21 protein-coding genes and 1 riboswitch are annotated in these 20,119 nt (G+C 67.7%); of the genes, 6 read left to right on the top strand and 15 right to left on the bottom strand.

Going from position 1 to position 20,119, the window contains the following annotated elements; genetic code table 11:
* Positions 1 to 50: 50 nt before the first annotated feature.
* On the top strand, positions 51 to 2,531 hold the full coding sequence (locus tag ACU0DV_RS13400) for a heavy metal translocating P-type ATPase (RefSeq protein ID WP_446241608.1): 2,481 nt from the start codon (positions 51 to 53) through the stop codon (positions 2,529 to 2,531).
* A gap of 2 nt (positions 2,532 to 2,533) precedes the next feature.
* Here ACU0DV_RS13400 and ACU0DV_RS13395 read toward each other — a convergent pair whose 3' ends face one another.
* From ACU0DV_RS13395 to ACU0DV_RS13360, 8 genes are all read right to left on the bottom strand, one after another.
* Positions 2,534 to 3,229 carry a GntR family transcriptional regulator gene (locus ACU0DV_RS13395; RefSeq protein ID WP_446241607.1) on the bottom strand — a complete coding sequence of 232 codons (696 nt, stop codon included), beginning with the start codon at positions 3,227 to 3,229 and terminating at the stop codon, positions 2,534 to 2,536.
* A gap of 75 nt (positions 3,230 to 3,304) precedes the next feature.
* Positions 3,305 to 3,769, bottom strand: a complete 465-nt coding sequence (locus ACU0DV_RS13390) for a copper chaperone PCu(A)C (protein ID WP_446241606.1) — start codon at positions 3,767 to 3,769, stop codon at positions 3,305 to 3,307.
* Positions 3,766 to 5,256: an ATP-binding cassette domain-containing protein gene (locus ACU0DV_RS13385; RefSeq protein WP_446241605.1), complete on the bottom strand. Its 1,491-nt coding sequence runs from the start codon at positions 5,254 to 5,256 to the stop codon at positions 3,766 to 3,768. The genes ACU0DV_RS13390 and ACU0DV_RS13385 overlap by 4 nt, the downstream gene beginning before the upstream one ends.
* Before the next feature lies 1 nt (position 5,257).
* Positions 5,258 to 5,686: a hypothetical protein gene (locus ACU0DV_RS13380; protein WP_100928563.1), complete on the bottom strand. Its 429-nt coding sequence runs from the start codon at positions 5,684 to 5,686 to the stop codon at positions 5,258 to 5,260.
* Between the two features lie 103 nt (positions 5,687 to 5,789).
* Positions 5,790 to 7,295: an alkaline phosphatase gene (locus ACU0DV_RS13375; protein ID WP_100928562.1), complete on the bottom strand. Its 1,506-nt coding sequence runs from the start codon at positions 7,293 to 7,295 to the stop codon at positions 5,790 to 5,792.
* 249 nt (positions 7,296 to 7,544) lie between these two features.
* The gene (locus tag ACU0DV_RS13370; RefSeq protein ID WP_283983541.1) at positions 7,545 to 8,150 is read right to left on the bottom strand and encodes a 2-dehydro-3-deoxy-6-phosphogalactonate aldolase; all 606 of its coding nucleotides are present in this window, start codon (positions 8,148 to 8,150) and stop codon (positions 7,545 to 7,547) included.
* Positions 8,147 to 9,031: a 2-dehydro-3-deoxygalactonokinase gene (locus ACU0DV_RS13365; protein WP_446241604.1), complete on the bottom strand. Its 885-nt coding sequence runs from the start codon at positions 9,029 to 9,031 to the stop codon at positions 8,147 to 8,149. Before ACU0DV_RS13365 ends, ACU0DV_RS13370 begins: the two co-directional genes overlap by 4 nt.
* Before the next feature lie 10 nt (positions 9,032 to 9,041).
* A complete protein-coding gene (locus ACU0DV_RS13360; protein WP_100928560.1) occupies positions 9,042 to 9,572 on the bottom strand; it encodes an invasion associated locus B family protein in 531 nt (176 codons plus the stop codon).
* A 183-nt stretch (positions 9,573 to 9,755) separates the two neighbouring features.
* On the opposite strand from ACU0DV_RS13360, the gene ACU0DV_RS13355 reads away from it, so the two are divergent.
* Entirely contained in the window at positions 9,756 to 10,733 is a 978-nt protein-coding gene (locus ACU0DV_RS13355; RefSeq protein WP_446241688.1) for an asparaginase, read from the top strand.
* A 3-nt stretch (positions 10,734 to 10,736) separates the two neighbouring features.
* On the opposite strand, the gene serB is transcribed toward ACU0DV_RS13355, so the two are convergent.
* The 5 genes from serB to ACU0DV_RS13330 form a co-directional block, all read right to left on the bottom strand.
* Positions 10,737 to 11,600 carry a phosphoserine phosphatase SerB gene (gene serB, locus ACU0DV_RS13350; RefSeq protein ID WP_446241603.1) on the bottom strand — a complete coding sequence of 288 codons (864 nt, stop codon included), beginning with the start codon at positions 11,598 to 11,600 and terminating at the stop codon, positions 10,737 to 10,739.
* Between the two features lie 74 nt (positions 11,601 to 11,674).
* Positions 11,675 to 11,965, bottom strand: coding sequence for a hypothetical protein (locus ACU0DV_RS13345; protein WP_446241602.1), 291 nt, complete (start codon positions 11,963 to 11,965; stop codon positions 11,675 to 11,677).
* Between the two features lie 96 nt (positions 11,966 to 12,061).
* On the bottom strand, positions 12,062 to 12,421 hold the full coding sequence (gene gcvH / locus ACU0DV_RS13340; protein WP_100928557.1) for a glycine cleavage system protein GcvH: 360 nt from the start codon (positions 12,419 to 12,421) through the stop codon (positions 12,062 to 12,064).
* A gap of 18 nt (positions 12,422 to 12,439) precedes the next feature.
* Entirely contained in the window at positions 12,440 to 13,582 is a 1,143-nt protein-coding gene (gcvT, locus tag ACU0DV_RS13335; RefSeq protein WP_446241601.1) for a glycine cleavage system aminomethyltransferase GcvT, read from the bottom strand.
* Positions 13,583 to 13,731: 149 nt separating this feature from the next.
* Positions 13,732 to 13,818, bottom strand: a riboswitch (glycine riboswitch).
* Between the two features lie 7 nt (positions 13,819 to 13,825).
* A complete protein-coding gene (locus ACU0DV_RS13330) occupies positions 13,826 to 14,341 on the bottom strand; it encodes an RrF2 family transcriptional regulator (protein WP_100928555.1) in 516 nt (171 codons plus the stop codon).
* A 105-nt stretch (positions 14,342 to 14,446) separates the two neighbouring features.
* On the opposite strand from ACU0DV_RS13330, the gene ACU0DV_RS13325 reads away from it, so the two are divergent.
* Positions 14,447 to 15,004 carry a gamma-glutamylcyclotransferase family protein gene (locus ACU0DV_RS13325; RefSeq protein ID WP_283981574.1) on the top strand — a complete coding sequence of 186 codons (558 nt, stop codon included), beginning with the start codon at positions 14,447 to 14,449 and terminating at the stop codon, positions 15,002 to 15,004.
* A 22-nt stretch (positions 15,005 to 15,026) separates the two neighbouring features.
* On the opposite strand, the gene ACU0DV_RS13320 is transcribed toward ACU0DV_RS13325, so the two are convergent.
* On the bottom strand, positions 15,027 to 16,664 hold the full coding sequence (locus tag ACU0DV_RS13320) for a Y-family DNA polymerase (protein WP_446241600.1): 1,638 nt from the start codon (positions 16,662 to 16,664) through the stop codon (positions 15,027 to 15,029).
* 239 nt (positions 16,665 to 16,903) lie between these two features.
* On the opposite strand from ACU0DV_RS13320, the gene ACU0DV_RS13315 reads away from it, so the two are divergent.
* Positions 16,904 to 17,167 carry an I78 family peptidase inhibitor gene (locus tag ACU0DV_RS13315; protein WP_283981572.1) on the top strand — a complete coding sequence of 88 codons (264 nt, stop codon included), beginning with the start codon at positions 16,904 to 16,906 and terminating at the stop codon, positions 17,165 to 17,167.
* A gap of 9 nt (positions 17,168 to 17,176) precedes the next feature.
* Here ACU0DV_RS13315 and ACU0DV_RS13310 read toward each other — a convergent pair whose 3' ends face one another.
* Positions 17,177 to 17,638: a hypothetical protein gene (locus ACU0DV_RS13310; protein WP_446241599.1), complete on the bottom strand. Its 462-nt coding sequence runs from the start codon at positions 17,636 to 17,638 to the stop codon at positions 17,177 to 17,179.
* Between the two features lie 187 nt (positions 17,639 to 17,825).
* Here ACU0DV_RS13310 and ACU0DV_RS13305 point away from each other — a divergent pair, with 187 nt between their 5' ends.
* Positions 17,826 to 18,938 carry an S-(hydroxymethyl)glutathione dehydrogenase/class III alcohol dehydrogenase gene (locus ACU0DV_RS13305; RefSeq protein ID WP_100928550.1) on the top strand — a complete coding sequence of 371 codons (1,113 nt, stop codon included), beginning with the start codon at positions 17,826 to 17,828 and terminating at the stop codon, positions 18,936 to 18,938.
* Positions 18,939 to 19,064: 126 nt separating this feature from the next.
* Positions 19,065 to 20,102 (top strand): zinc-dependent alcohol dehydrogenase family protein, encoded by a 1,038-nt coding sequence (locus ACU0DV_RS13300; RefSeq protein WP_446241598.1) that lies wholly within the window; start codon positions 19,065 to 19,067, stop codon positions 20,100 to 20,102.
* Positions 20,103 to 20,119: the final 17 nt, after the last annotated feature.

The following is a 20,119-nucleotide window of genomic DNA, read 5'->3' as shown; positions in this document are numbered from 1 at the left end:
ACCCTCCCCTAACTGGAACCCTTATGTGACCGGTCAGGAGGGCAAGACCCATGACCGATTTGCGATTCGAAGTCACGAAACTCAACTGCGGCGGCTGCGCCGGGCGCGCCGAACGTGCCCTTGCGGGGGCGGAAGGTGTGGACAGCGCCTCCGTCAACCTTGCGAACAAGACGGCGCAAGTCAGCGGCAGTGCCGGGGCCGCCACATTGCAGGCGGCGCTGAAGGCGGCAGGTTATCCAGCAGCCGAGAGCCAGACGCGCCTTGCCATCGACGGCATGTCCTGCGCCTCCTGCGCCGCGCGCGTCGAAAAGGCGCTGGCCGGTCACCCGGGCGTGCTGCGTGCCTCCGTGAATCTTGCCACCGAAACCGCCGAGGTCGTGAGCCTGACCGGCTCGACCGATGCGCCCTCGCTGGCAAAAGTCGTGACGGAGGCCGGCTATCCGGCAAAGCCCCTGCAGGATGCGGAAGCGACCGAAGACCGCCAGCAGGTCGAGCAGGCGCGGCTGAAACGCGATCTGATCCTCGCCGCTCTGCTCACCATGCCGGTGTTCATTGGCGAGATGGGCGGACACCTGTTCCCGCCGTTCCATCACTGGCTGACCATGACGCTGGGCCAGACGACGTGGTGGACGATCCAGTTCCTGCTGACCACCGCTGTCCTGATCGGGCCGGGACGAAGGTTCTATCGCATCGGCCTGCCGCTTTTGATGAAGGGCGCGCCGGACATGAACACGCTTGTCGCGCTCGGGACGCTGGCGGCATGGGTCTATTCGACGGTCGCGCTTCTGGCGCCGGGGCTGCTGCCGGACACCGCCCGCGCCGTCTATTTCGAGGCCGCCGCCGTCATCGTCACGCTGATCCTGCTGGGCCGTTTCCTCGAGGCGCGCGCCAAGGGTCGGACCGGCGCTGCCATCCGCCATCTCGTCGGCCTGCGGCCCGCGACGGCCATGGTCGACCGCGACGGCACGATGACCGAGACCGCAATCGAAGAGATCCAGAAGGGCGACACGCTGTTTGTCCGCCCCGGCGAACGCATTGCCGTGGACGGGGTTGTCCTGACGGGGCGGTCCTTCGTCGATGAGTCCATGCTGACCGGCGAACCCGCCCCGGTGGAAAAGGCCGAAGGTTCGGCTGTGACCGGCGGTACGGTGAACGGCAACGGCACGCTGCGCTACCGGGCAGAGGCCGTCGGCAAGGATACCGTGCTGTCCCGCATCGTCGCGCTGGTCGAAGAGGCGCAGGGCGCCAAGCTGCCCATCCAGGCGCTGGCGGACAAGGTCGTGCTGTGGTTTGTGCCCGCGGTGCTGGTGCTGGCCGCGCTGACGACGCTGACCTGGCTGGTGTTCGGTCCGGGCCTGACCTTCGCGCTGGTCGCGGGCGTGTCCGTCCTCATCATCGCCTGCCCCTGCGCCATGGGGCTGGCGACGCCCGTGTCGATCATGGTCGGCACCGGGCGCGCGGCCGAACTGGGTGTGCTCTTCCGCAAGGGGGACGCGCTGCAGCGGCTCGACACGGTGAAACTGGTGGCTTTCGACAAGACCGGCACGCTGACCGAAGGCCGTCCCGAGTTGAGCCACACCACGGCTGCGCCCGGCTTTGATGCCGATGAGGTGCTGCGTCTCGCCGCCTCGGCAGAGCAGGGGTCCGAGCATCCCATCGCACAGGCCCTGATGCGCGCCTCCCCCGATGCGCCGCAGCCCGAGGACGTGACCGCGCTGCCGGGGCAGGGGCTCGAGGCGGTGGTGGATGGCCGCGCGATCCTCGTCGGTGCCCCGCGCCTGATGGCGGCGCGCGGGATCGACACGACCGCGGTTGCCGACGCGCTCGACCGGACGGCGCAGGCGGCAGAGACCCCGGTGCTTGTCGCGGTCGACGGACAGATCGCCGCCGTCTTCGGCGTGGCTGACCGGCTGAAACCCGACGCCCGCGCCGCCGTTGCCGCGCTGAGGGCGGAAGGGCTGGAGGTCGCGCTGATCTCGGGCGATGCCCGTCCTGTGGCAGAGGCCATCGCGCGCGACCTCGGCATCGCACATGTCACCGCGGAGGTCCTGCCGGAAGGCAAGCTGGACGCGCTGCGCGACCTGCAACAGCGGTTCGGCGAGGTGGCCTTTGTCGGCGACGGCATCAACGACGCCCCGGCGCTCGCCGCGGCAGAGGTCGGTCTGGCCATCGGCACCGGCACGGATGTCGCCATCGAAAGCGCCGATGTGGTCATGGCCTCGGGCCGGGTGTCCGGCGTCGTCACCGCGCACCACGTCAGCCGCCGTGTCATGCGCAACATCCGCCAGAACCTTTTCTGGGCCTTCGGGTACAACGTCGTGCTGATCCCGGTCGCCGCCAGTGTGTTCTATCCGCTGACCGGGCTTATGCTGTCGCCGATGCTCGCGGCGGGAGCGATGGCGCTGTCGTCGGTGTTCGTCCTGACGAACGCGCTTCGGCTGCGCGGGCTGGGGGCGGGCATTTCGGCTGTGGACCGGACCAGCGCGACCAGTCAGCCGGACATGCCAACGGCGGTAAGCGCGGCAGAGTAACGTCAGGCCGTCGCCGCGGCGGCCTCCACCGAGATCGGCAGGGCCTCGGGGGTCATCAGCTTCTCGATCCGTTCCCGGAACAGGTCCCAGTTCTGGAGCGTGGTCGAGACGGCGGCCTCCGCGTCCTGCGCCGCGATGGCGTCGGTCAGGGTGGCGTGGTGCTGAGACACCTTCCTGAGCTGCTTCTTCTCCTTCTTCTTGACCGGCTGGAAGAAGCCCTGCGTCAGGCGCGTGTGGTCGATCAGAAGGCGCCGCAGCGCCGGCATCAGGTAGGGGTTCGACGCCATGCAGGCGACCTGCGTGTGAAAGCTGTGGTTGAACAGGGCGGCGGCAGCGGCGTCGCCTTCTTCTGTCGCTGCGGCAAAGCCCGCCTGTGCGTCGCGCAGCGGCGGTAGCGCGGCTTCCTCCCGGTGCTCGGCGGCCTGCCGGGCCATCGTCGCCAGCAGCAGCGGTCCGGTCTGGAGAAGACAGCGCAACGCGGCAAGGTCCATGGCGGCGACACGGGCGCCCCGGTTGTGTTCGAGCCGCAGGTAGCCCTCTCCGCCAAGCACCTGGAAGACCTCGCGTAGTGGCGTCCTTGACAGCCCGTAGGCGGTGGCCACCTGGGTTTCGTCCAGTTCGGCACCGGGCGCGAGCTCCAGCTTCAGGATCCGCATCCGGAGATCTTCAAGACACGCGGTCTTTCTGCTGCCGGTCATCGCTGTCCTCCCCGGATGTGTACGACTGGTGTACGCGAGCGGTCCGTCGTCCGTCAAATGCGGCAGCGGCCGGGCTCAGTGGCTGTGACCGGCGTGGCTGTGCTGGCGGGCGTCGGCGGCCTCCACGGCGACCTCGACGGCCAGCTCTCCGGCAGAGGTCTCGAGGACGATCTCCAGGTGATCGCCCTCTTCCAGCGGCGCGGGGAGTCCGTCGAAGGAAATCGCGATCACGTCCGGTTCAAGCGCCAGCTCTGTACCGGGGGCGACCGGGATCGGGGGCAGTGGGTCCGCCACCATGGTACCATCCGCCATGCGGAAGCCCACAAGCTGACCGTTCACGCCGTCCTCAGTCCGGGCCGAGATGATCTCAACAGGCGCGTCGCCCTCGTTGTGGAGTTCCATGTAAAGCAGCGCGTGATCGTGGGTCGTCGCGTTGGTCCACGGGTGCAGGACCTCAAGCCCGCCAACCTCGAAGAGGTGGGTTTCCTCTGCGGCAAGCGGCGTGGTCAGAAGCGCGGTGGCTAGAAGAAGGTGTTTCATGCGCGTAGGGACTCCACGATTGGGCGGGCAAGAACGATGACCGCGGGGATGAGCGACAAAACGGACGTGGCCGACAGGAAGGCCAGTGCCAGGGTGATCTCGGGCCAGCCGATACCGGCGGTCACGAGGATGTCGGTGCGCGCCGTCACTACCTGCGACAGGACCGATGCGGCGCCAAGGCCGAAGACAAGGCCCAGGACCGTGCCTGCCATCAGCAGTGCGACGCCATAGCCCCAGACAACGGCCATGACGAAGCGGCGGGGCGCGCCGAGCGCGCGCAGCATCGCCAGTTGCCGCTGGAACAGGCGCGACAGGATGAACAGCCCCAACAGGACCGATGCCGCGACAAGCACCTGCGTCACCACGGACATGACCGACATGGCCTGCCGGACGTCGCCCATGACGCGATAGAGGTTGGAGAGCACGGTGCCGGGGAAGAAGGCCATCATCTCGCCCTTGCGGGTGAATTCGGAGCGCAGGGCATAGTTGGCCCACAGTTCCTTGGCGCGGACGATCACCGCCGGTGTGCCGGGAAAGAGCGCCGGATCGAAGGGCGGGCCGATGCGGTCCCCCTCGTCGAAGGCGTGCCCGTTGGCAAGGCCGTGCACTTCCCAGACGGTTTCGACCGGGATCAGCACGGCGCGGTCCCAGGGGGAACCCGTCCGGGGCAGAAGGCCGACCACCTCGATCTCGAACCCTTCATGCGCCTCGTCGTCGGCAGAGGCGCCGTGCCCGTGTTGCGGGGTAAAGCTGTCGCCGACCTTAAGCCCGGCGGCGGCACCCACCACGGCCTCTCCGCTTTTCCGGAAAAGCCGGCCCTCGATCCGGTCGTCCGACAGGTAGGTGACGAAGTCCGCGATGGTCCCGACAACCGGCGCGCCGTTATAGCTGTCGCCAAAGGCGATGGGGGCGGCGATCTTCACCTGCGGGTGATTGGCGATCAGGTCGTAGGCGGCGCCGTCCAGAAGCGGCACGTCGCTGGCCTGCAGGTAGACGGCGGCCATCATCATTGTCAGCTCGGACCCGGGCGCGCTGACCGCACAATTCGCACCCGCCGCCAACCGCCCGGGCATCCTGAGCCGCGCAAGGGACCGTCTGTCCCGGCTGGCCGTCCCCTCTGGCGCGCGCACGGTAGAGAGCTTCTCGGGCGGGGAACGGCAGCGGGTTGCGGTCGCGCGGGCGCTGGCCTCTGCCGACAGTTCCTCGAACAGCAGGAAGTCCTGAAAGATCATGCCCATCTGCGCGGCGCGGAACGCCGTGCGGCGCTCCGGCGACAGGCTGGCGATGTCAGTTTCGCCCCACTGCACGCGGCCCTTCGCATCAAGCAGACCGCTCAACGCGTTCAGGAATGTCGACTTGCCGGCGCCCGATGGCCCGCGCACGCCCAGAAGGCCGCCCGCGGGCAGGTCAAGCGCGGGGAGCGTCAGCAGAAGCCGCCCCCGGCGAGAGGCGACAGTCAGGTCACGGACGTGCAGGGCGAGACCCATGTCAGGCGCGCTCGTAGGTGGCGTTCGTCAGGCGGGCCATGCTCAGGAAGCCGGTGTCGGGGTCCTTGTAGGCCCCGAGGGTCAGGTCGCCGCGCACGGCGAGCTTCACGTTGAAGGGTTCGACGTCGACGATCCGCTTCGTGTAGATCGCGAGGATGTCGTCGGGCCACTCGGCCTCCGTCTCGCAGAAGGGGCAGACGGCCATCGGGCGTTTCGTCAGCACGAAAAAGCGCGACTCCGCCTTCAGCGGCGGGGCCATGAACCCTTCGAACAGGATGCGGCTGCCGGAGGCGTCCTGTGCAAACGAAGAGAAATCGCCGTTCTTCTCGTAGAGTTCGCGGATCTTGGCGGGCCCGTCGGCGGCCCGGGCGAGCGTCGGCAGAAGGAAAGGCGCGGCGAGAACGGTTGTCAGGGCGGTGCGGCGGTCCATGGTCCGTCTCCTTGGTCTGGTCTGTCTAACGTGTCCCACATATCATGTCGGACGAACAGGGCCGCCCCGGAACAGGGCGGCCCCTCTCAGCCTGCGCGGCCGTTTATTCTGCGTCCACCGCGTGTTTCATCACGTGGAAGATCACGTTCTGCTCGATGGTGGAGTCGAGCAGATGCGACCACGGGCCCTTGGCGTAGACCGACACGTCCTCGCCCGAATGGGTTTCCGAGGACATGGGGATCAGTGCCTGCTGGACGTAGTCGATGTCGGTGGCCTCTTCCTGGGTCAGATCGCCGCGCGAGCCGGTCCAGTCGTTGCTGCCGTCGGTCGGTTCCTTCAGCACGGAACCGGCGCCGTTCAGGTAACCCAGCACGGTGTAGGGCTTGCCGTCGGCGGCGGTCAGCGGGGTGCCGTCGTTGGCCTCGCCTTCCTTCGACACGCCCATGCACAGGCCGAGGATGTCGGAGCCGCGGCCGCAGTAGCCGTTGAACGCGATGGCGTGTTCGTGGTCGGCGGTGACGATGATCAGCGTGTCGGCGTCATCGGTCATCTCGTCGGCCAGCGCCACGGCCTCGGCAAAGGCTACGCCGTCGGACAGGGTGCGGTAGGCGTTGCCGTCGTGGTTCGCGTGGTCGACGCGGCCCGCCTCGACCTCGAGGTAATAGCCGTTCTCGTTCTGCGACAGGAACTCGATGGACTTGCGGGTCATGTCGGCAAGCGAGGGTTCGTCCTCGTCGGCGCGGTCGGCCTCGTATTCCATGTGGCTGTCGTTGAACAGCGCGAGGATCGGCGCGTCCATGGTCAGCGCCTCGAAGCCGGCGGTGTCTTCGGCGAACTGCGCGCCCAGGCCGGTGGCCCGGTCGATCAGGTTCACGCCATCGGTGCGGCGGCCCTTGGACTGGCCGTTGGTCTCGCCTTCCGGCAGGAAGAAGCGGCCGCCGCCGCCCATTGCCATGTCGATCACGCCCGCTTCCATCTGGTCGATCAGCTGGGTCGCGATGTCCTTGGAACCTGCACAGTCGCCCTCGATCTCGCCTTCCCAGTTGCGGTTGGCGGTCTTGGCGTAGACGGCCGCCGGGGTGGCGTGCGTGATGCGCGCGGTCGAGACGATGCCGACCGACTTGTCCATGCCCGAGACGATCTCGGCAAAGGTGGTCAGGCGGTTGCCTTCCTCGGTGGTGCAATCGTCGTGGATCGCGTTCTCACCGAGGTTGATGAGGTTGAAGCGCTGCTTGACGCCGGTGTTCAGCGCGCCCGCGGTCGGGGCGGAGTCTGGGGTCTGGGCGTTGATGTTGTAGGTCTTGACCAGCGCCGAGTACCACTCGGGCGTCTCGTAAGGGAGGACGTTCTCTTCGCCCAGCATGCCCTTTTGCTGGCCGTCGAACAGGCGCACGGCGTAGTTGGTGCCGACACCGTTGCCGTCTGCGACAAAGACGATGACGTTCTTGGCGCGGCCGGTGTTGGGCTGGCGGGCCAGCATCGCTTCGATGTGCGACTGACCGGCGGTGTACCAGTCGGAACCGGCCTGCGGCAGGTCCATGGCATGGCTTTCGGCAAATGCGGAGGTGGCGGCCAGAATGGCGGCCATCGACACGAGGGTCTTTTTCATCGGGTTGCTCCCAGTTGGCATTCTACAGCCTGCCGATAGGGCCGCGAGGTCTCGGCAGTGTGACACCCTCGTAACGGATTCATGAAACGCAATCATTCCGCAGTCCTGCCCCACCTTGGACGCATTGGACTGCGAGAAGATGATCGGAGCCGTTCCAACCTCGATGCGCATGTTATCTCATCGCGTAGCCGCAATGTTATTCAGTAACGTTTCGTTGTCAACGGGAATTTTTGGAACGTTCTGCGGGGTTTAGAGGAAGACGGCGTCGAAGGCGGCGACGATCTCTGCCCCGTGCTTGCCGATGTCCTCGGCGGTCCTGCCCGGTTTGAAAAGCTGCGAACCTATGCCGAAGCCGGACACGCCCGCAGCGTGCCAGTCGGCGAAGTCGTCCGGCCCGACGCCGCCCACGGCAAACGTCTCGGTCCCCGCAGGCAGCACGGCTTTCAATGCAGACAACCCATCAGGGCCAAGCTTGGACGCGGGGAAGAACTTCAGCCCGTCGGCCCCGTTGCGCAGGGCGGTGAACGCCTCTGTCGCGGTGAACACACCGGGGTAGGAGGCCATGCCAGCCTGCTTGGTTGCCACGATCACGCGCGGGTTGCAGTCCGGCGACACGACCATGCCCGCGCCGATGTCCTTCAGCCGCAGCACATCGGCCGGGTCCAGAACGGTGCCCGCGCCGATCAGCGCGCGATCCCCTGCACAGCGGACCATGCGCGCGATGCTGTCGAACGGCTCCGGCGAATTGAGCGGCACCTCGATGCGGGTGATCCCGGCGGCAATCAGCGCTTCGGTCACGGGCTCCGCCTCCGACGGCGTGAGGCCCCGGAGGATGGCGATGATGTTCCGCATCAGGCGGTTCCTTTTCTGTAGGCCGCAGTCAGGCCGGCCAGTGTCACGCCTTCGACGGACACGGTGCGCACCATGGCCGACTGTGCCGCAAGCGCGCTGCGATAGATCTCTGCCAGTGCGTTTTCGCCAAGGATGACGACCTGCTGCCCCAGCCAGTAGGGCCGGGCGCCCGCAAGTTCGAGGCCGATCAGCAGGCCCGACAGCCGGGCGCGGGCAGCGCCGGGTCCATCGCCGGACAGAAGGCTCCCGGCGCGGATGGCAAAGAGGTCCGCCGCGACCGTCGCAGGGCGGCCCATCGCCTGATCGACGGCTTCGAGGAAGGTGTCCTGTTCCCAGCCATCGCCGACCGAGAAGCGCAGGACCGACTGCTTCGACAGAAGGTCGAACATCTCGCCGGTCATGAAGGTCCGGAAGGAAACGACCTCTGCCGCGCTGACATGCACCCACTTGGTATGCGTGCCCGGAAGGCAGAGGACGCCGTCAAAGCCGGACTCGGCAGCAAGAAAACCGCCGATCTGGGTCTCTTCGCCCCGCATGACATCGGGTGGGGCGGACTGGCTCATCCCCGGCAGGATGCGCACGCGCAGGCGGGGATCGGAGGTGGGGACAGGGATACCTTCGGACGGGATCGCGCAGGGCACCGATGCGTAGGGTGCTTCCTTCCAGCCCTGCCGCGCCCCGGCCATGCCGCAGATGATCACATCGGTCGGGCCGGTCAGGCTGTCGCCCAGAAGCTCCAGAAGCACGGCTTCGTAACCGTCCGGGGACAGTTTCGACATGCCGCGCGGGTCGTCGATCCGGCGCACGGGGGCGTCGCCCTGCATCATCCAGAGGCGCAGGTGCGACGTGCCCCAGTCGGCGGCAATCCAGTCCGGAGCGCTCATGTCAGACGCGTCAGGACTTGCAGCGCGTTTCGGCGTCCTCGACCGCGGCAGTGAAGCCCAGCAGGGAGAAGGTGTCCTTCGTGGTGGTCCCGCGCGAGGAAACGGCGGTCAGCACGGCACTGGAGCCCCGCTTCATCGCGGTGACCAGCTTGGCGTCGTCCTGCGGCGTGGCGGGCCATGCCCACTCGCCCTCGGTGTACATCTCGAGCTCGGTGCCATCGACCGTGACGTTCACGGTCGAGCCCGGTGCAAACGGGTAGCCGCCGGTAAAGGCCACCTGGCCGTTGACGCCCGCCTCGGGGCGGAAGAACACCATCAGGAGGATCTCGCCCCGGGTCACGGCGACCACGCGGCCATCCTTGGTGTTCACACTTTCCTTGTACGTGGTGACAGCCCAGCATTCGCGCGGGTTCTGACCCTCGAACACCGACCAGTCGGTCATCGCGTCGACCCGGTTAGTGCTGCTTTCCTGCGCCTGTGCAAAGGTCGCGCCCAACATCATCGCCACGGCGCCAACCATGCGACCAAGAGTAGAATTCATTCCTGCAGCCTCCAGCTGTCCATGCCTCTGACCGTCCGCGTTCCCGGCCCTGTCCCGACCATTGTGGTCCGCGGCGGTGTTTTCTCTCGACGGCAGGACTTTAGCCTGAAAAAAGCAAAATGCGAAAGCCCCGTTGGCAGAAAGTCGCTCAGGCGAAAGGAGGTCGGAATGGCAGCTCGGATGATGGTGGAAGTCTGGCGCGGACCGCTGGCAGAAAGCGTGCATGCAGGCCATGCTGTGGTCTGCGACGGCACCGGCGAAATCGTCGAGGTCTGGGGCGATCCCGAAGCCGTGATCCTGCCGCGCAGTTCGGGCAAGATGATCCAGGCCCTGCCGCTTGTCGCCTCGGGCGCGGCGGACGCATTTTCCCTGTCGACCGAACGGCTTGCGCTGTCCTGCGCGTCCCACGAAGGGGCGCCCGTTCACAATGCCGCGGTGCGCGAATGGCTGGCGGATATCGGCCGCTCGGAGGGTGATCTGATCTGCGGGCCGCAGCCCTCCCGCGACAAGGACCTGTGGCTTGGCATGATCCGCGACGGCCAGGAGCCGGGCCGGGTTCTCAACAACTGCTCGGGCAAGCACACCGGCTTCCTGACGCTGACCCGTCACCTCGGCGCAGGGGCGGGCTATTGCGACCCCGATCACCCGGTGCAGAGGGCCTGCCTTTCGGCCTTCGAGGAAGTCACCGAAATGGAATCCCCCGGCTTCGGAATCGACGGCTGTTCCGCGCCGAACTTCGCCACCTCCATGTCAGGCATGGCCCGGGCGATGGCCTTCTACGCGACGGCCAGCCAGCGGGGCGACCTTCTGTCACGCTCCGCGGCCCGGCTGGTGGAGGCGATGATCGCGCACCCGCTGCTGGTCGCGGGCGAAGGCCGCGCCTGCACGCTGATGATGCAGGCCGCGAAAGAGCCGGTGGCGATCAAGACCGGCGCCGAAGGCTACTTCATCGCCATCCTGCCGGAGCGCGGGCTTGGCATCTCGCTGAAGATCGCGGACGGGGCCACGCGTGCCTCCGAATGCGCCATGGCGGCGATCCTCGTCCGCCTGGGGGTGTTGAGTGCGGAGCACCCCGATGTGAAGCGCTTCCTCAACCCCGAGATCCGCAACTGGGACGGGCGCGTCACCGGTTGGGTCCGCCCCGCCCCCGGCGTCTTCTAGCGTCTAGGCAAAGTCGGACCGGGCGTAGCCCTGCAGGAACAGCAGGGCCGTCAGGTCGCCATGGTTGATCCTCAGGTCACATTGCGCCTGCACGCTGGGCTTGGCGTGCAGCGCGACGCCCATGCCTGCCCGGTTCAGCATCCCGAGATCGTTGGCCCCGTCGCCCACCGCGACGACATCGGCCTCCGTGATGCCGAGCCGCGCGGTGATCTGTTCCAGTGCCTCGATCTTGGCCTCGCGGCCGAGGATCGGACGCCCGACCTCACCCGTCAGCTGGCCCGCGTCGATCAGCAGGGTGTTGGCCCGGTTCTCGTCGAAGCCCAGAAGCGCCGAAACGCGCGCGGTGAAGGCGGTGAAACCGCCCGACACCAGCGCCGCATGTCCGCTCGCGGCGTGCATCGTGTCGATCAGGGTCTGGCCGCCCGGCATCAGCGTGATGCGTTCGGCCACGACCTTGTCGATGACGCTTTCCGGCAGACCCTTCAGCAGCGCGACACGTTCGATCAGCGCGCCTTCGAAGTCCAGTTCCCCGTTCATCGCCCGCGCCGTGATGTCCTTCACATGCGCGCCGACGCCCGCCTCTTCGGCCAGTTCGTCGATGCACTCCTGCTGGATCATCGTGCTGTCCATGTCGGCCAGCAGCATCTTCTTGCGGCGGTTCTCGGCGGGGACGAGGTTCAGATCTGCCTGTGTCGCGATGCTGTCGCGCACCTCGTCGAAATTGCCGGGCTTCACCTCCAGCGGAAATTCGGCTGCTTCGTCCGGAGAAAGCCAGGTCGCGGTGCCGCCCCCGAAGGCGTTGCGCAGGCTGTCCACAAGGGCCGCGTCCAGCGTGCCCGGTTTCGCGATGAGCGAGGCGATAAGCATGAGGGTCCCCCGACAAGGAATGTCGCGCGCTTTAAGCACGCCGTTGCGGGAAGGACCAGACGCCGGGGCGGTGTTCAGCCTTTCGACTTCACCGCCTGCAGCAGCATCTCCATCGCCATGCGGGCGCCGCGGGCGTCCTGAAAGGCGATGCCCGCGCCGCTGGGCTCCCACAGGGATCGGGCGTCCTCGCCGCTGGCCAGCATGTCCTCCAGCAATCCGCGCAGGACCGGGCGTTCGTCCGGCGCGATGCCGGAGACCGCTTCGTCCACCGCGTCCTCGAACCGCTCGAAGCGGTCGAAGATCTGGTGCGACAGCGCCTTGCCGACCTGCGTCCAGACCGCGGACTGTGTCGGTGTCATCTCCATCAGATCACCCCTGCGGACGGCGGGCATCCACCTGCCACGGGCGCGCCGGCGGGTAGGGCGGGGCTTTGCGCCGCCGCCCCAGCCAGACAGGCAGCCTCAGGAAATGAACTTCTTGTAGGCCGCTTCATCCATCATGTCCTCCAGCTCGGACAGGTCCTCGACCTTGAGCTTGAAGAACCAGGCGTCCCCTTCGGGGTCCTCGTTCACCTTGCCCGGGTCCTCGACGATCGCCTCGTTGACCTCCACGATCTCGCCGTCCAGCGGCGCGAGGATGTCCGACGCCGCTTTCACGGATTCAATGACCACGACCTCGTCGTCCTTCGAAACCTCACGCCCGACATCGGGCAGTTCGACAAAGACCACGTCGCCCAGTTGCTCGGCGGCGTGCGCCGTGATGCCGACGACAACGAGGTCGCCTTCGACTTCGAGCCATTCATGCTCTTCGGTGAATTTCATGTGTCGTCTCCTGTCCGTTCACCGTTTGAATCCTGCCGGAACGAAAGGCAGCGCGGCGACGTCGACCGCCATCCGCTTGCCCCGTACCTCGCCCCACAGCCGCGTTCCCTCGCCTGCGAAGTCCGTCGCGACGTAGCCCATTGCCACCGGCCCGCCAACCGTCGGACCGAACCCGCCGGAGGTCACCTCGCCGATTTGCGTGCCGCCGGTCTCCGCGTCGAAGAGCGGCACGCCCGACCGCATCGGCGCCCGGCCCTCGGGCCGCAGGCCGACGCGCTTGCGCTTCACGCCGTCGGCAAGCTGGCCAAGGATGTAATCCGCCCCCTCGAAGCCGCCCTCCGTCTTGCGGCGCTTGCCCATGGCCCATGTCAGACCGGCCTCGACCGGCGTCGTCCTCTCGTCGATGTCCTGGCCATAAAGGCACAGCCCGGCCTCGAGCCGCAACGAATCCCGTGCGCCGAGGCCGATGGGCTCGACCCGCGGGTCCTGCAGCAGTGCCTTCACGAAGGCCTCTGCCGATTGATTGGGCAGCGAGATCTCGAACCCGTCCTCGCCGGTGTAGCCCGAACGCGACACCCAGCATTCCGCGCCGCCAAGGGGCAGCGTTGCCACGTCCATGAACTTCATGTCGCGGACGGCGGGGTGATGCTCGGCCAGGACGTCCTCCGCAGCCGGGCCCTGCAGCGCGATCAGCGCGCGGTTTTCCAGCAGCTTCACGCGGATGCCTTCCGGCTCCAGCGCGGCGCGCATCAGGGTGAGGTCGGTGTCCTTGCAGGCGGCGTTGACCACCACGAACAGGTGATCCTCGCGCCGGGCGATCATCAGGTCGTCGACGATCCCGCCGTCGGCGTTGGTGAGATAACCGTACTTCTGACGGTCCTCGGGCAGGTTCGCGATGTCCACCGGCACGATCTTTTCCAGCGCCTCGTCCAGCCCGGGTCCGCGCAGCACGACCTGGCCCATGTGGGACACGTCGAACAGGCCGGCGGCGGCGCGGGTGTGAAGGTGTTCCTTCATGACGCCAAGGCCGTATTGCACCGGCATCTCGTACCCGGCGAAGGGCACCATCTTGGCGCCCAGCGAACGGTGCAGCCCGTTCAGCACGGTTTCCTTCAGGCCGTCCTCGTCGTCATCATGGTCGTGGCTATGGTCGTGGGCCATGCGCGCTCCTCTAGGTCGTTCCCGGGGCCGCATCGCGCCGGGACAGGTCTGGCGCGCCCCTCGGCACGCCGCGTCTGCCCCCTCTGTCCCGTCGCCTGAGATCGTTATCCCTTCGGCGGACGCGTGACGCGCCACTCTCCAGAGTCTTCTTTCCCCCGACGGTCCTTGGGCCTGAGCGTTTCCGGGGCGGTTGCGCCTTCGGCACCGGCGCTTGCCGGTTCTCCCGTCTGGATTTTCCGGACGCTAGTGGATGCCTTCGGCGATGACAAGCGCGCTGTCGGCCCCTTTGGCCCGCGCCGCAACCGACGCCCGGCCAGAGCATTTCGCCTGCGGTGCGATGATGTCCAGAAGCGGAACATTGTCGCACACCAGCGTGTCCAGCGTGATCGGATCGAGCGTTTCGTAGAAGGAGTTCGCGGCCTTGGTCAGCAGGTCGCGCAGCCGGCAGGCCTCTGTCAGCGGGCAGGTGTTGTCCACGTCGGCAAAGCACTCGGCCAGCGGAACCGGCTGCTCGAGATGGCGGAAGACGTCGCCGATGACGATCTCGCTGGCCGGGCGTGCCAGTTCCAGCCCGCCGTTGCGGCCGCGCTGGGTGTGAAGGAAGCCAAGCTGGGCAAGCTGGTTGATGACCTGTGCAAGGTGGTTTTCCGAGGCGTTGCAGACCTGCGCGATCTCGTGCTTGGTCACCAGTCGTCCGGTGTGCGCCGCGCAATACATCAGGACGCGCATGGCGATGTTGGTTCTCTTGGTGACTCGCACGGACGGCCCTCCGATCCCTTTGTTGCGCGGTCTGTATGGCATCTCGCGGGGGACAAGCGTTTGACATGCATCAATTTGGCCAAATAAATGCCGTCTATGAGAAGCATGTTTTTCTTCGGTTACGGCTCGCTGGTGAACGCGGCCACCCATGCGCACGCGCCCTGCCTGCCCGCAACGGTGCGCGGCTGGCGGCGGACCTGGGTGGCGACGCCGCAGCGCGCCTTGTGCTACCTGAGCGTGGTGCGCGATCCTGCCAGTCAGGTCGAAGGGGCGATTGCCCCGGTGCCCGATGGCGACTGGGCCGCGCTCGACCTGCGCGAGGCGGCCTATGCCCGCCACGACGCCACGGCGGACGTGACCCATGACAGCGAGGCCGGGCAGATCGCGATATACTCCGTCCCGCCGGAACACAGCGGCGCCCCCGGTCCTGAGAACGCGATCCTGCTCAGCTACCTCGACACGGTGATCGGCGGGTTCCTTCACCTGCACGGGCGTGCCGGGGCGGAAGCGTTCTTTGCCACCACCTCCGGCTGGGAGGCGGCGGTGCTGAACGACCGTGCCGCGCCCCGCTATCCGCGCAGCATCGCCCCCACGCATGAGGTTCTGGACCTTATCGACGAGTCGCTGTCCTCTCTGGGCAGCCGGATCGTGACGGCGGAGTAGCTGCGGCGACCGGCTGACCGCCTCAGGCAAAGCTGCCGTGGCAGAACCAGCCGGACGACAGCGTCCCGCCGTGGGCGTAGAACAGCCACAGCCGGTCGCCCCGGTCGGTCTCCACCTGCCAGTAGTCGCGATGGCCGGAGCGCCAGGCCGGATCGTCGAACCACCATTCCGGCGCGATGCGTTCCGGGCCGATTTGCCCCGTCGCCTGCCAGTCCCGCCCGCGCCAGCGGAACCGGCCGGGCAGGCGCGGCGTGTCGGGTGCGTGGACCGGCTCCGGATGCCAGAGCATCAGCGGACGCGGGCGCGGCGGCGGCTGCCAGTCGCGGGAGGGATCTGTCCAGGCGGCGGGCACCACCTTCGAGCCCTTCTCGGGGATGTGGCTGTCGGCGGGATGGCGGCGGGTGACGGCCTCCATCCCCAGCCGGGCGCCGAGGCGGCCTATCAGGTCCTCCAGCGCGGCGCCCCTGTCGCGGCGGCGGGCGCCGAGGGCCGCCGCCTCTGCATGGCCGGCGGTGATGCGGGCGTGCAGCGGTTCCGTCACCAGGGCCTCCAGCCGCAGCATGTCGATGCCGGGGCCCGCGTCCATCCCGGGGATCTTCAGCTTCATCAGCGGCACCAGCCGGTGTGCCTGATCCGCGGCGCGGGCGGCGGTCACCGTCTGCCAGATCATCTCGTGATCGCAGCGGTGGATTTCCATCCGCAGGGTGCGGACGCCGCGCCCGGCGTTCTTCAGCCGGGCGCACAGGCGCTCCGTCATGCGGGCAAAGGCCTCTGCCACGTCGTCCTCCAGCCCGATGGGATCGGGGAAGGACATGCGCACGGCAAAGCGTTCCGGCGCGGCCTTCGGAGAGACCGGCTCCGGCGCGCTGCCCATGGCCTGATCCAGCCGTTCGACCAGCCCGCGCCCGAAGCGCCGCGCCAGGCCGGCGCGTGGCTGACCGAGGATGTCGCCCACCTGCCGCAGGCCCAGCCGCGTGAGTTGTTCGACCGTCTGCGGCGGCAGGCGCAGGGCGCTGATCGGCAGGGCGGACAGCGCCCCCCACGCGGCACCGGGGGCGGCGATGCGCGTGGCCACAGGACCGTCGGCCGGGACATCGGAGATCGCCCGGCGCTTGCCGGCCCGGGCGCGGGTGGCGGGGGCCTCCTGGTCGATGGCGTCGCCGGAGCGGGCGGTGCTGCGCCCCCCTTCGGCGAACCGCGCCAGCGCCCAGGCCGCCCCCAGCGTGTCGGCAAGCCCGAGCCGCACCGTCAGGCCAAGGTCGGCACAGTCGCGCGCGACCTGATCGCACAGCTGCCGCTCTCCACCGAAGAGATGCGCGCAGCCGGTCAGGTCGATCACCAGCGCGTCGGGCGGCTCTGCCGCGACCCATGGCGAGAACTTGCCCGCCCAGCGGTGCAGCGCGTCGAGGAACCCCTGCTCGCGGTGCGCCATCGCGGGGCGGGTCAGCAGCGTCGCGCAGAGCGCATGGGCATCTCGCAGGGACTGCCCGCGGGACAGCCCCGCGGCCGTGGCCTCGACAGAGAGCGCGGCCAGCGTCTGGGCGTTGCCGTCAGAGGCGACGGTGGCAAAGGGTTGCCCGGCAAGATGCGGCTCCGCCCGCAGCCAGCGTTCGGCGCCGAGGCGGGGAAACCAGAGCGAGAGGATACGGCGTTTGGACATGAGGCAGCAGCGTTGTTCTTCATTTGTTCTATAGGGGGCGGGCCGGGGAGTCGAGTCCGGCGGGCTGCGGGTGCTTGGGCGGAAAACGGCGCAACGCGGACTGCAACAGGCCGTGGTTGTTGGAAAATCCGGCATGCCGACCGATGTTTGGATGGAAGGCGGAGTGAACTCCGCCCTACGACATGGTGTGCGTGCGGTTACGGAAACACGACGTCCCGCCCGCCGGAAGGAGCAAGCTCATGCGACAGGCATGGATACTGACATTGGTGATTCCCGCGCTGGCGGCCTGCGAGCCGGTTACGGACCCGCGCGGCCCTGCGCCCACCTGCGCCGCAGGACAATTCGCCGGCATCGTGGGGCAACCGGTCGCCGCGGCCGCCGCCGTACCCGACCCGAAACGGATCATCCGCCCCGGCGACATGGTGACGGAGGACTACAGGTCGAACCGCACGAACGTGTACCTCGACGGGCAGGACGTCATCACCGAGCTGAAGTGCGGCTGACCTGACGCGTCAGCCCCGGTGTGCCGAAACGCGCGGCGCGTCCGCCTCCGGTTCTTCGGTTAGGCGGCGCAGGGCGGCGCGCAGTTCGCCGGTGTCCTCGCCGGAGCGGATGAGGTCTTCCAGTTCCTTCCGAAGCCGCAGGTCGCAGCTTCGGACGGAATGGCGGAGCGCATCGACAAGCTGCCGCTCGTCCGTCGTATCCGCCGCCTGGGTCCGCGCCCTGAGCGAGGTGTCGAGCGCCTTCAAGGCGGTCAGCGCCTCCCTCCGCCGGGCGATGCGGCGCGCGCGGATGGCCGCGGGATCGCGGCTGTCCGACAGGAGAAGCGCCAGATACCCGCCTTCCACCGCGCCGTCGCAATGGGTGACAATTGCCTCGCGCAGCAGGTCGGGGCGTTCGACCGCCCGCAGCCGCGCTACCAGTTGCGCGGTTTCCGGAGACAGGAAGGCGTCGGGCAGGGTCGGGGCGGTCATGGGAATGGGAACCTCTCTCCGCAGGGTCCGCCCGAGACTGGCGGCGAGTTCCGAAGATTCGGTTAAAATTCTGCAAGCGGGCCGCACGCGGCCGGAAGCATCCTCCGGCGCAGGACTGTCGGGTTGCGGCGTCAAGTGGTTTGGCGCAGTGTCCGCGCAAATCAGTGTGTCTTAAGGAGAGATGACGATGCGGACAAAAGCGGCGGTGGCGCTGGAAGCGGGCAAACCCCTGGAGGTCATGGAAGTGAACCTCGAAGGTCCGAAGGCGGGCGAGGTCCTGGTCGAGATCAAGGCGACGGGCATCTGCCACACGGACGAATTCACCCTGTCGGGTGCCGATCCGGAGGGGCTGTTCCCCGCCATCCTCGGCCATGAAGGCGCGGGTGTGGTGCTCGAGGTGGGACCGGGCGTGACCTCGCTGAAGCCGGGCGATCACGTGATCCCGCTCTACACCCCCGAATGCCGCCAATGCGAATACTGTCTCAACCCCAAGACCAACCTCTGCCAGGCCATCCGGACCACGCAGGGGCAGGGCCTGATGCCGGACGGCACCTCGCGCTTTTCGATGCTCGATGGTACGCCGATCCTGCACTACATGGGCTGTTCGACCTTCTCGAACCACACCGTCCTGCCGGAAATCGCGCTGGCAAAGATCAACCCGGACGCGCCTTTCGACAAGGTCTGCTACATCGGCTGCGGCGTGACCACCGGCATCGGCGCGGTCATCAACACCGCCAAGGTGGAGATCGGGTCGCGCGCAATCGTCTTCGGCCTGGGCGGGATCGGCCTGAACGTGATCCAGGGCCTGCGGCTGGCGGGCGCGGACCAGATCGTCGGCGTGGACCTGAACCCCGACAAGGTCGAGATGGCGACGCGTTTCGGCATGACCGATTTCGTCAACCCGAAGGACGTGGAGGGCGACCTCGTTCCCTACCTCGTGGACCTGACCAAGGGCGGTGCGGATTACACCTTCGACGCGACGGGCAACGTGGGCGTGATGCGCACCGCGCTGGAAGCGGCGCACAAGGGCTGGGGTGAATCGATCATCATCGGCGTGGCGCCGGCCGGGGCCGAAATCAGCACCCGTCCCTTCCAGCTTGTCACCGGGCGGGTCTGGAAAGGCACCGCGTTCGGCGGTGCGCGCGGGCGCACGGATGTTCCGAAGATCGTCGACTGGTACATGCAGGGCAAGATCGAGATCGATCCGATGATCACCCACACGCTGACCCTCGACGAGATCAACAAGGGCTTCGACCTGATGCACGCGGGCGAGTCGATCCGCTCGGTCGTGGTCTACTGACAAGGCCGGGCCCGCGCCGCTCTTGCGCGGGCCCGATCAACCGGCGGCGGCCCATGGTCACGCCTTCCGGGCGTGGCGGTCTGCCTGCCGCCCCTCGTTCCAGCCCACGAAAACGGAGCCAGCCCCATGAAAGCGGTCCTCTTCGAGAAATTCCGTGAAGCCCCGAAGGTCGTGACGGTCAGCGACCCGACGCCCGATCCGCACGGCGTCGTCATCAAGGTCGAGGCGACCGGAGTCTGCCGCTCTGACTGGCATGGCTGGATGGGGCACGACAGCGACATCCATCTGCCGCATGTGCCGGGGCACGAACTGGCCGGCATCGTCGAGGCGGTGGGCAAGGACGTGGTCAACTGGAAGCGCGGCGACCGCGTGACCGTCCCGTTCATCTCGGGCTGCGGGTCCTGCCCTGAGTGCCACGCCGGACACCAGCAGGTGTGCCTTGCACAGGAGCAGCCCGGCTTCACCTACTGGGGGTCGTTCGCGGAGTACGTGATGGTCCACAAGGCGGACCTGAACCTCGTGGCCCTTCCGGAAAGCATGGATTTCGCGACTGCTGCCAGCCTGGGCTGCCGGTTCGCCACGTCGTTCCGCGCTGTCGTGGACCAGGGTAAGGCCTCGGCGGGCCAGTGGGTTGCGGTGCACGGCTGCGGCGGTGTCGGGCTGTCTGCGGTGATGATCGCCAATGCGGTGGGCGCCAACGTCATCGCCATCGACATCGACGACCGGAAGCTGGCTCTGGCAAAGGAACTGGGCGCGGTGGCCACGATCAACGGCGCAACGGGCGACGTGCCCGAAGCGGTGATCGACCTGACCCGCGGTGGCGCGCATGTCTCGCTGGACGCGCTGGGGCATCCGGTGACCTGCTTCAACTCGATCCAGAACCTGAAACCGCGCGGCAAGCACGTGCAGGTCGGCCTCATGCTGGGCGAGCACACGACACCGCAGGTCCCCATGGCGAAGGTCATCGGCAAGGAGCTGGAGATCCTCGGCTCGCACGGGATGCAGGCCCACCGCTATGGCGTGATGCGGGACATGATCACCTCCGGCAAGCTCGATCCGTCGCGCCTTGTCGGTGATCGGATCAGTCTGGAGGATGCGCCGGCGGCCCTGATGAACATGGACAGGTTCCAGTCCATCGGCGCGACGGTGATCACCTCTTTCTGACGCATCAGCGGCCGGGA

Source organism: Sagittula sp. (genome assembly GCF_052825245.1).
Note: the sequence above shows the minus strand (reverse complement) of the source record. Positions and strands in the feature narration are given on the sequence as shown.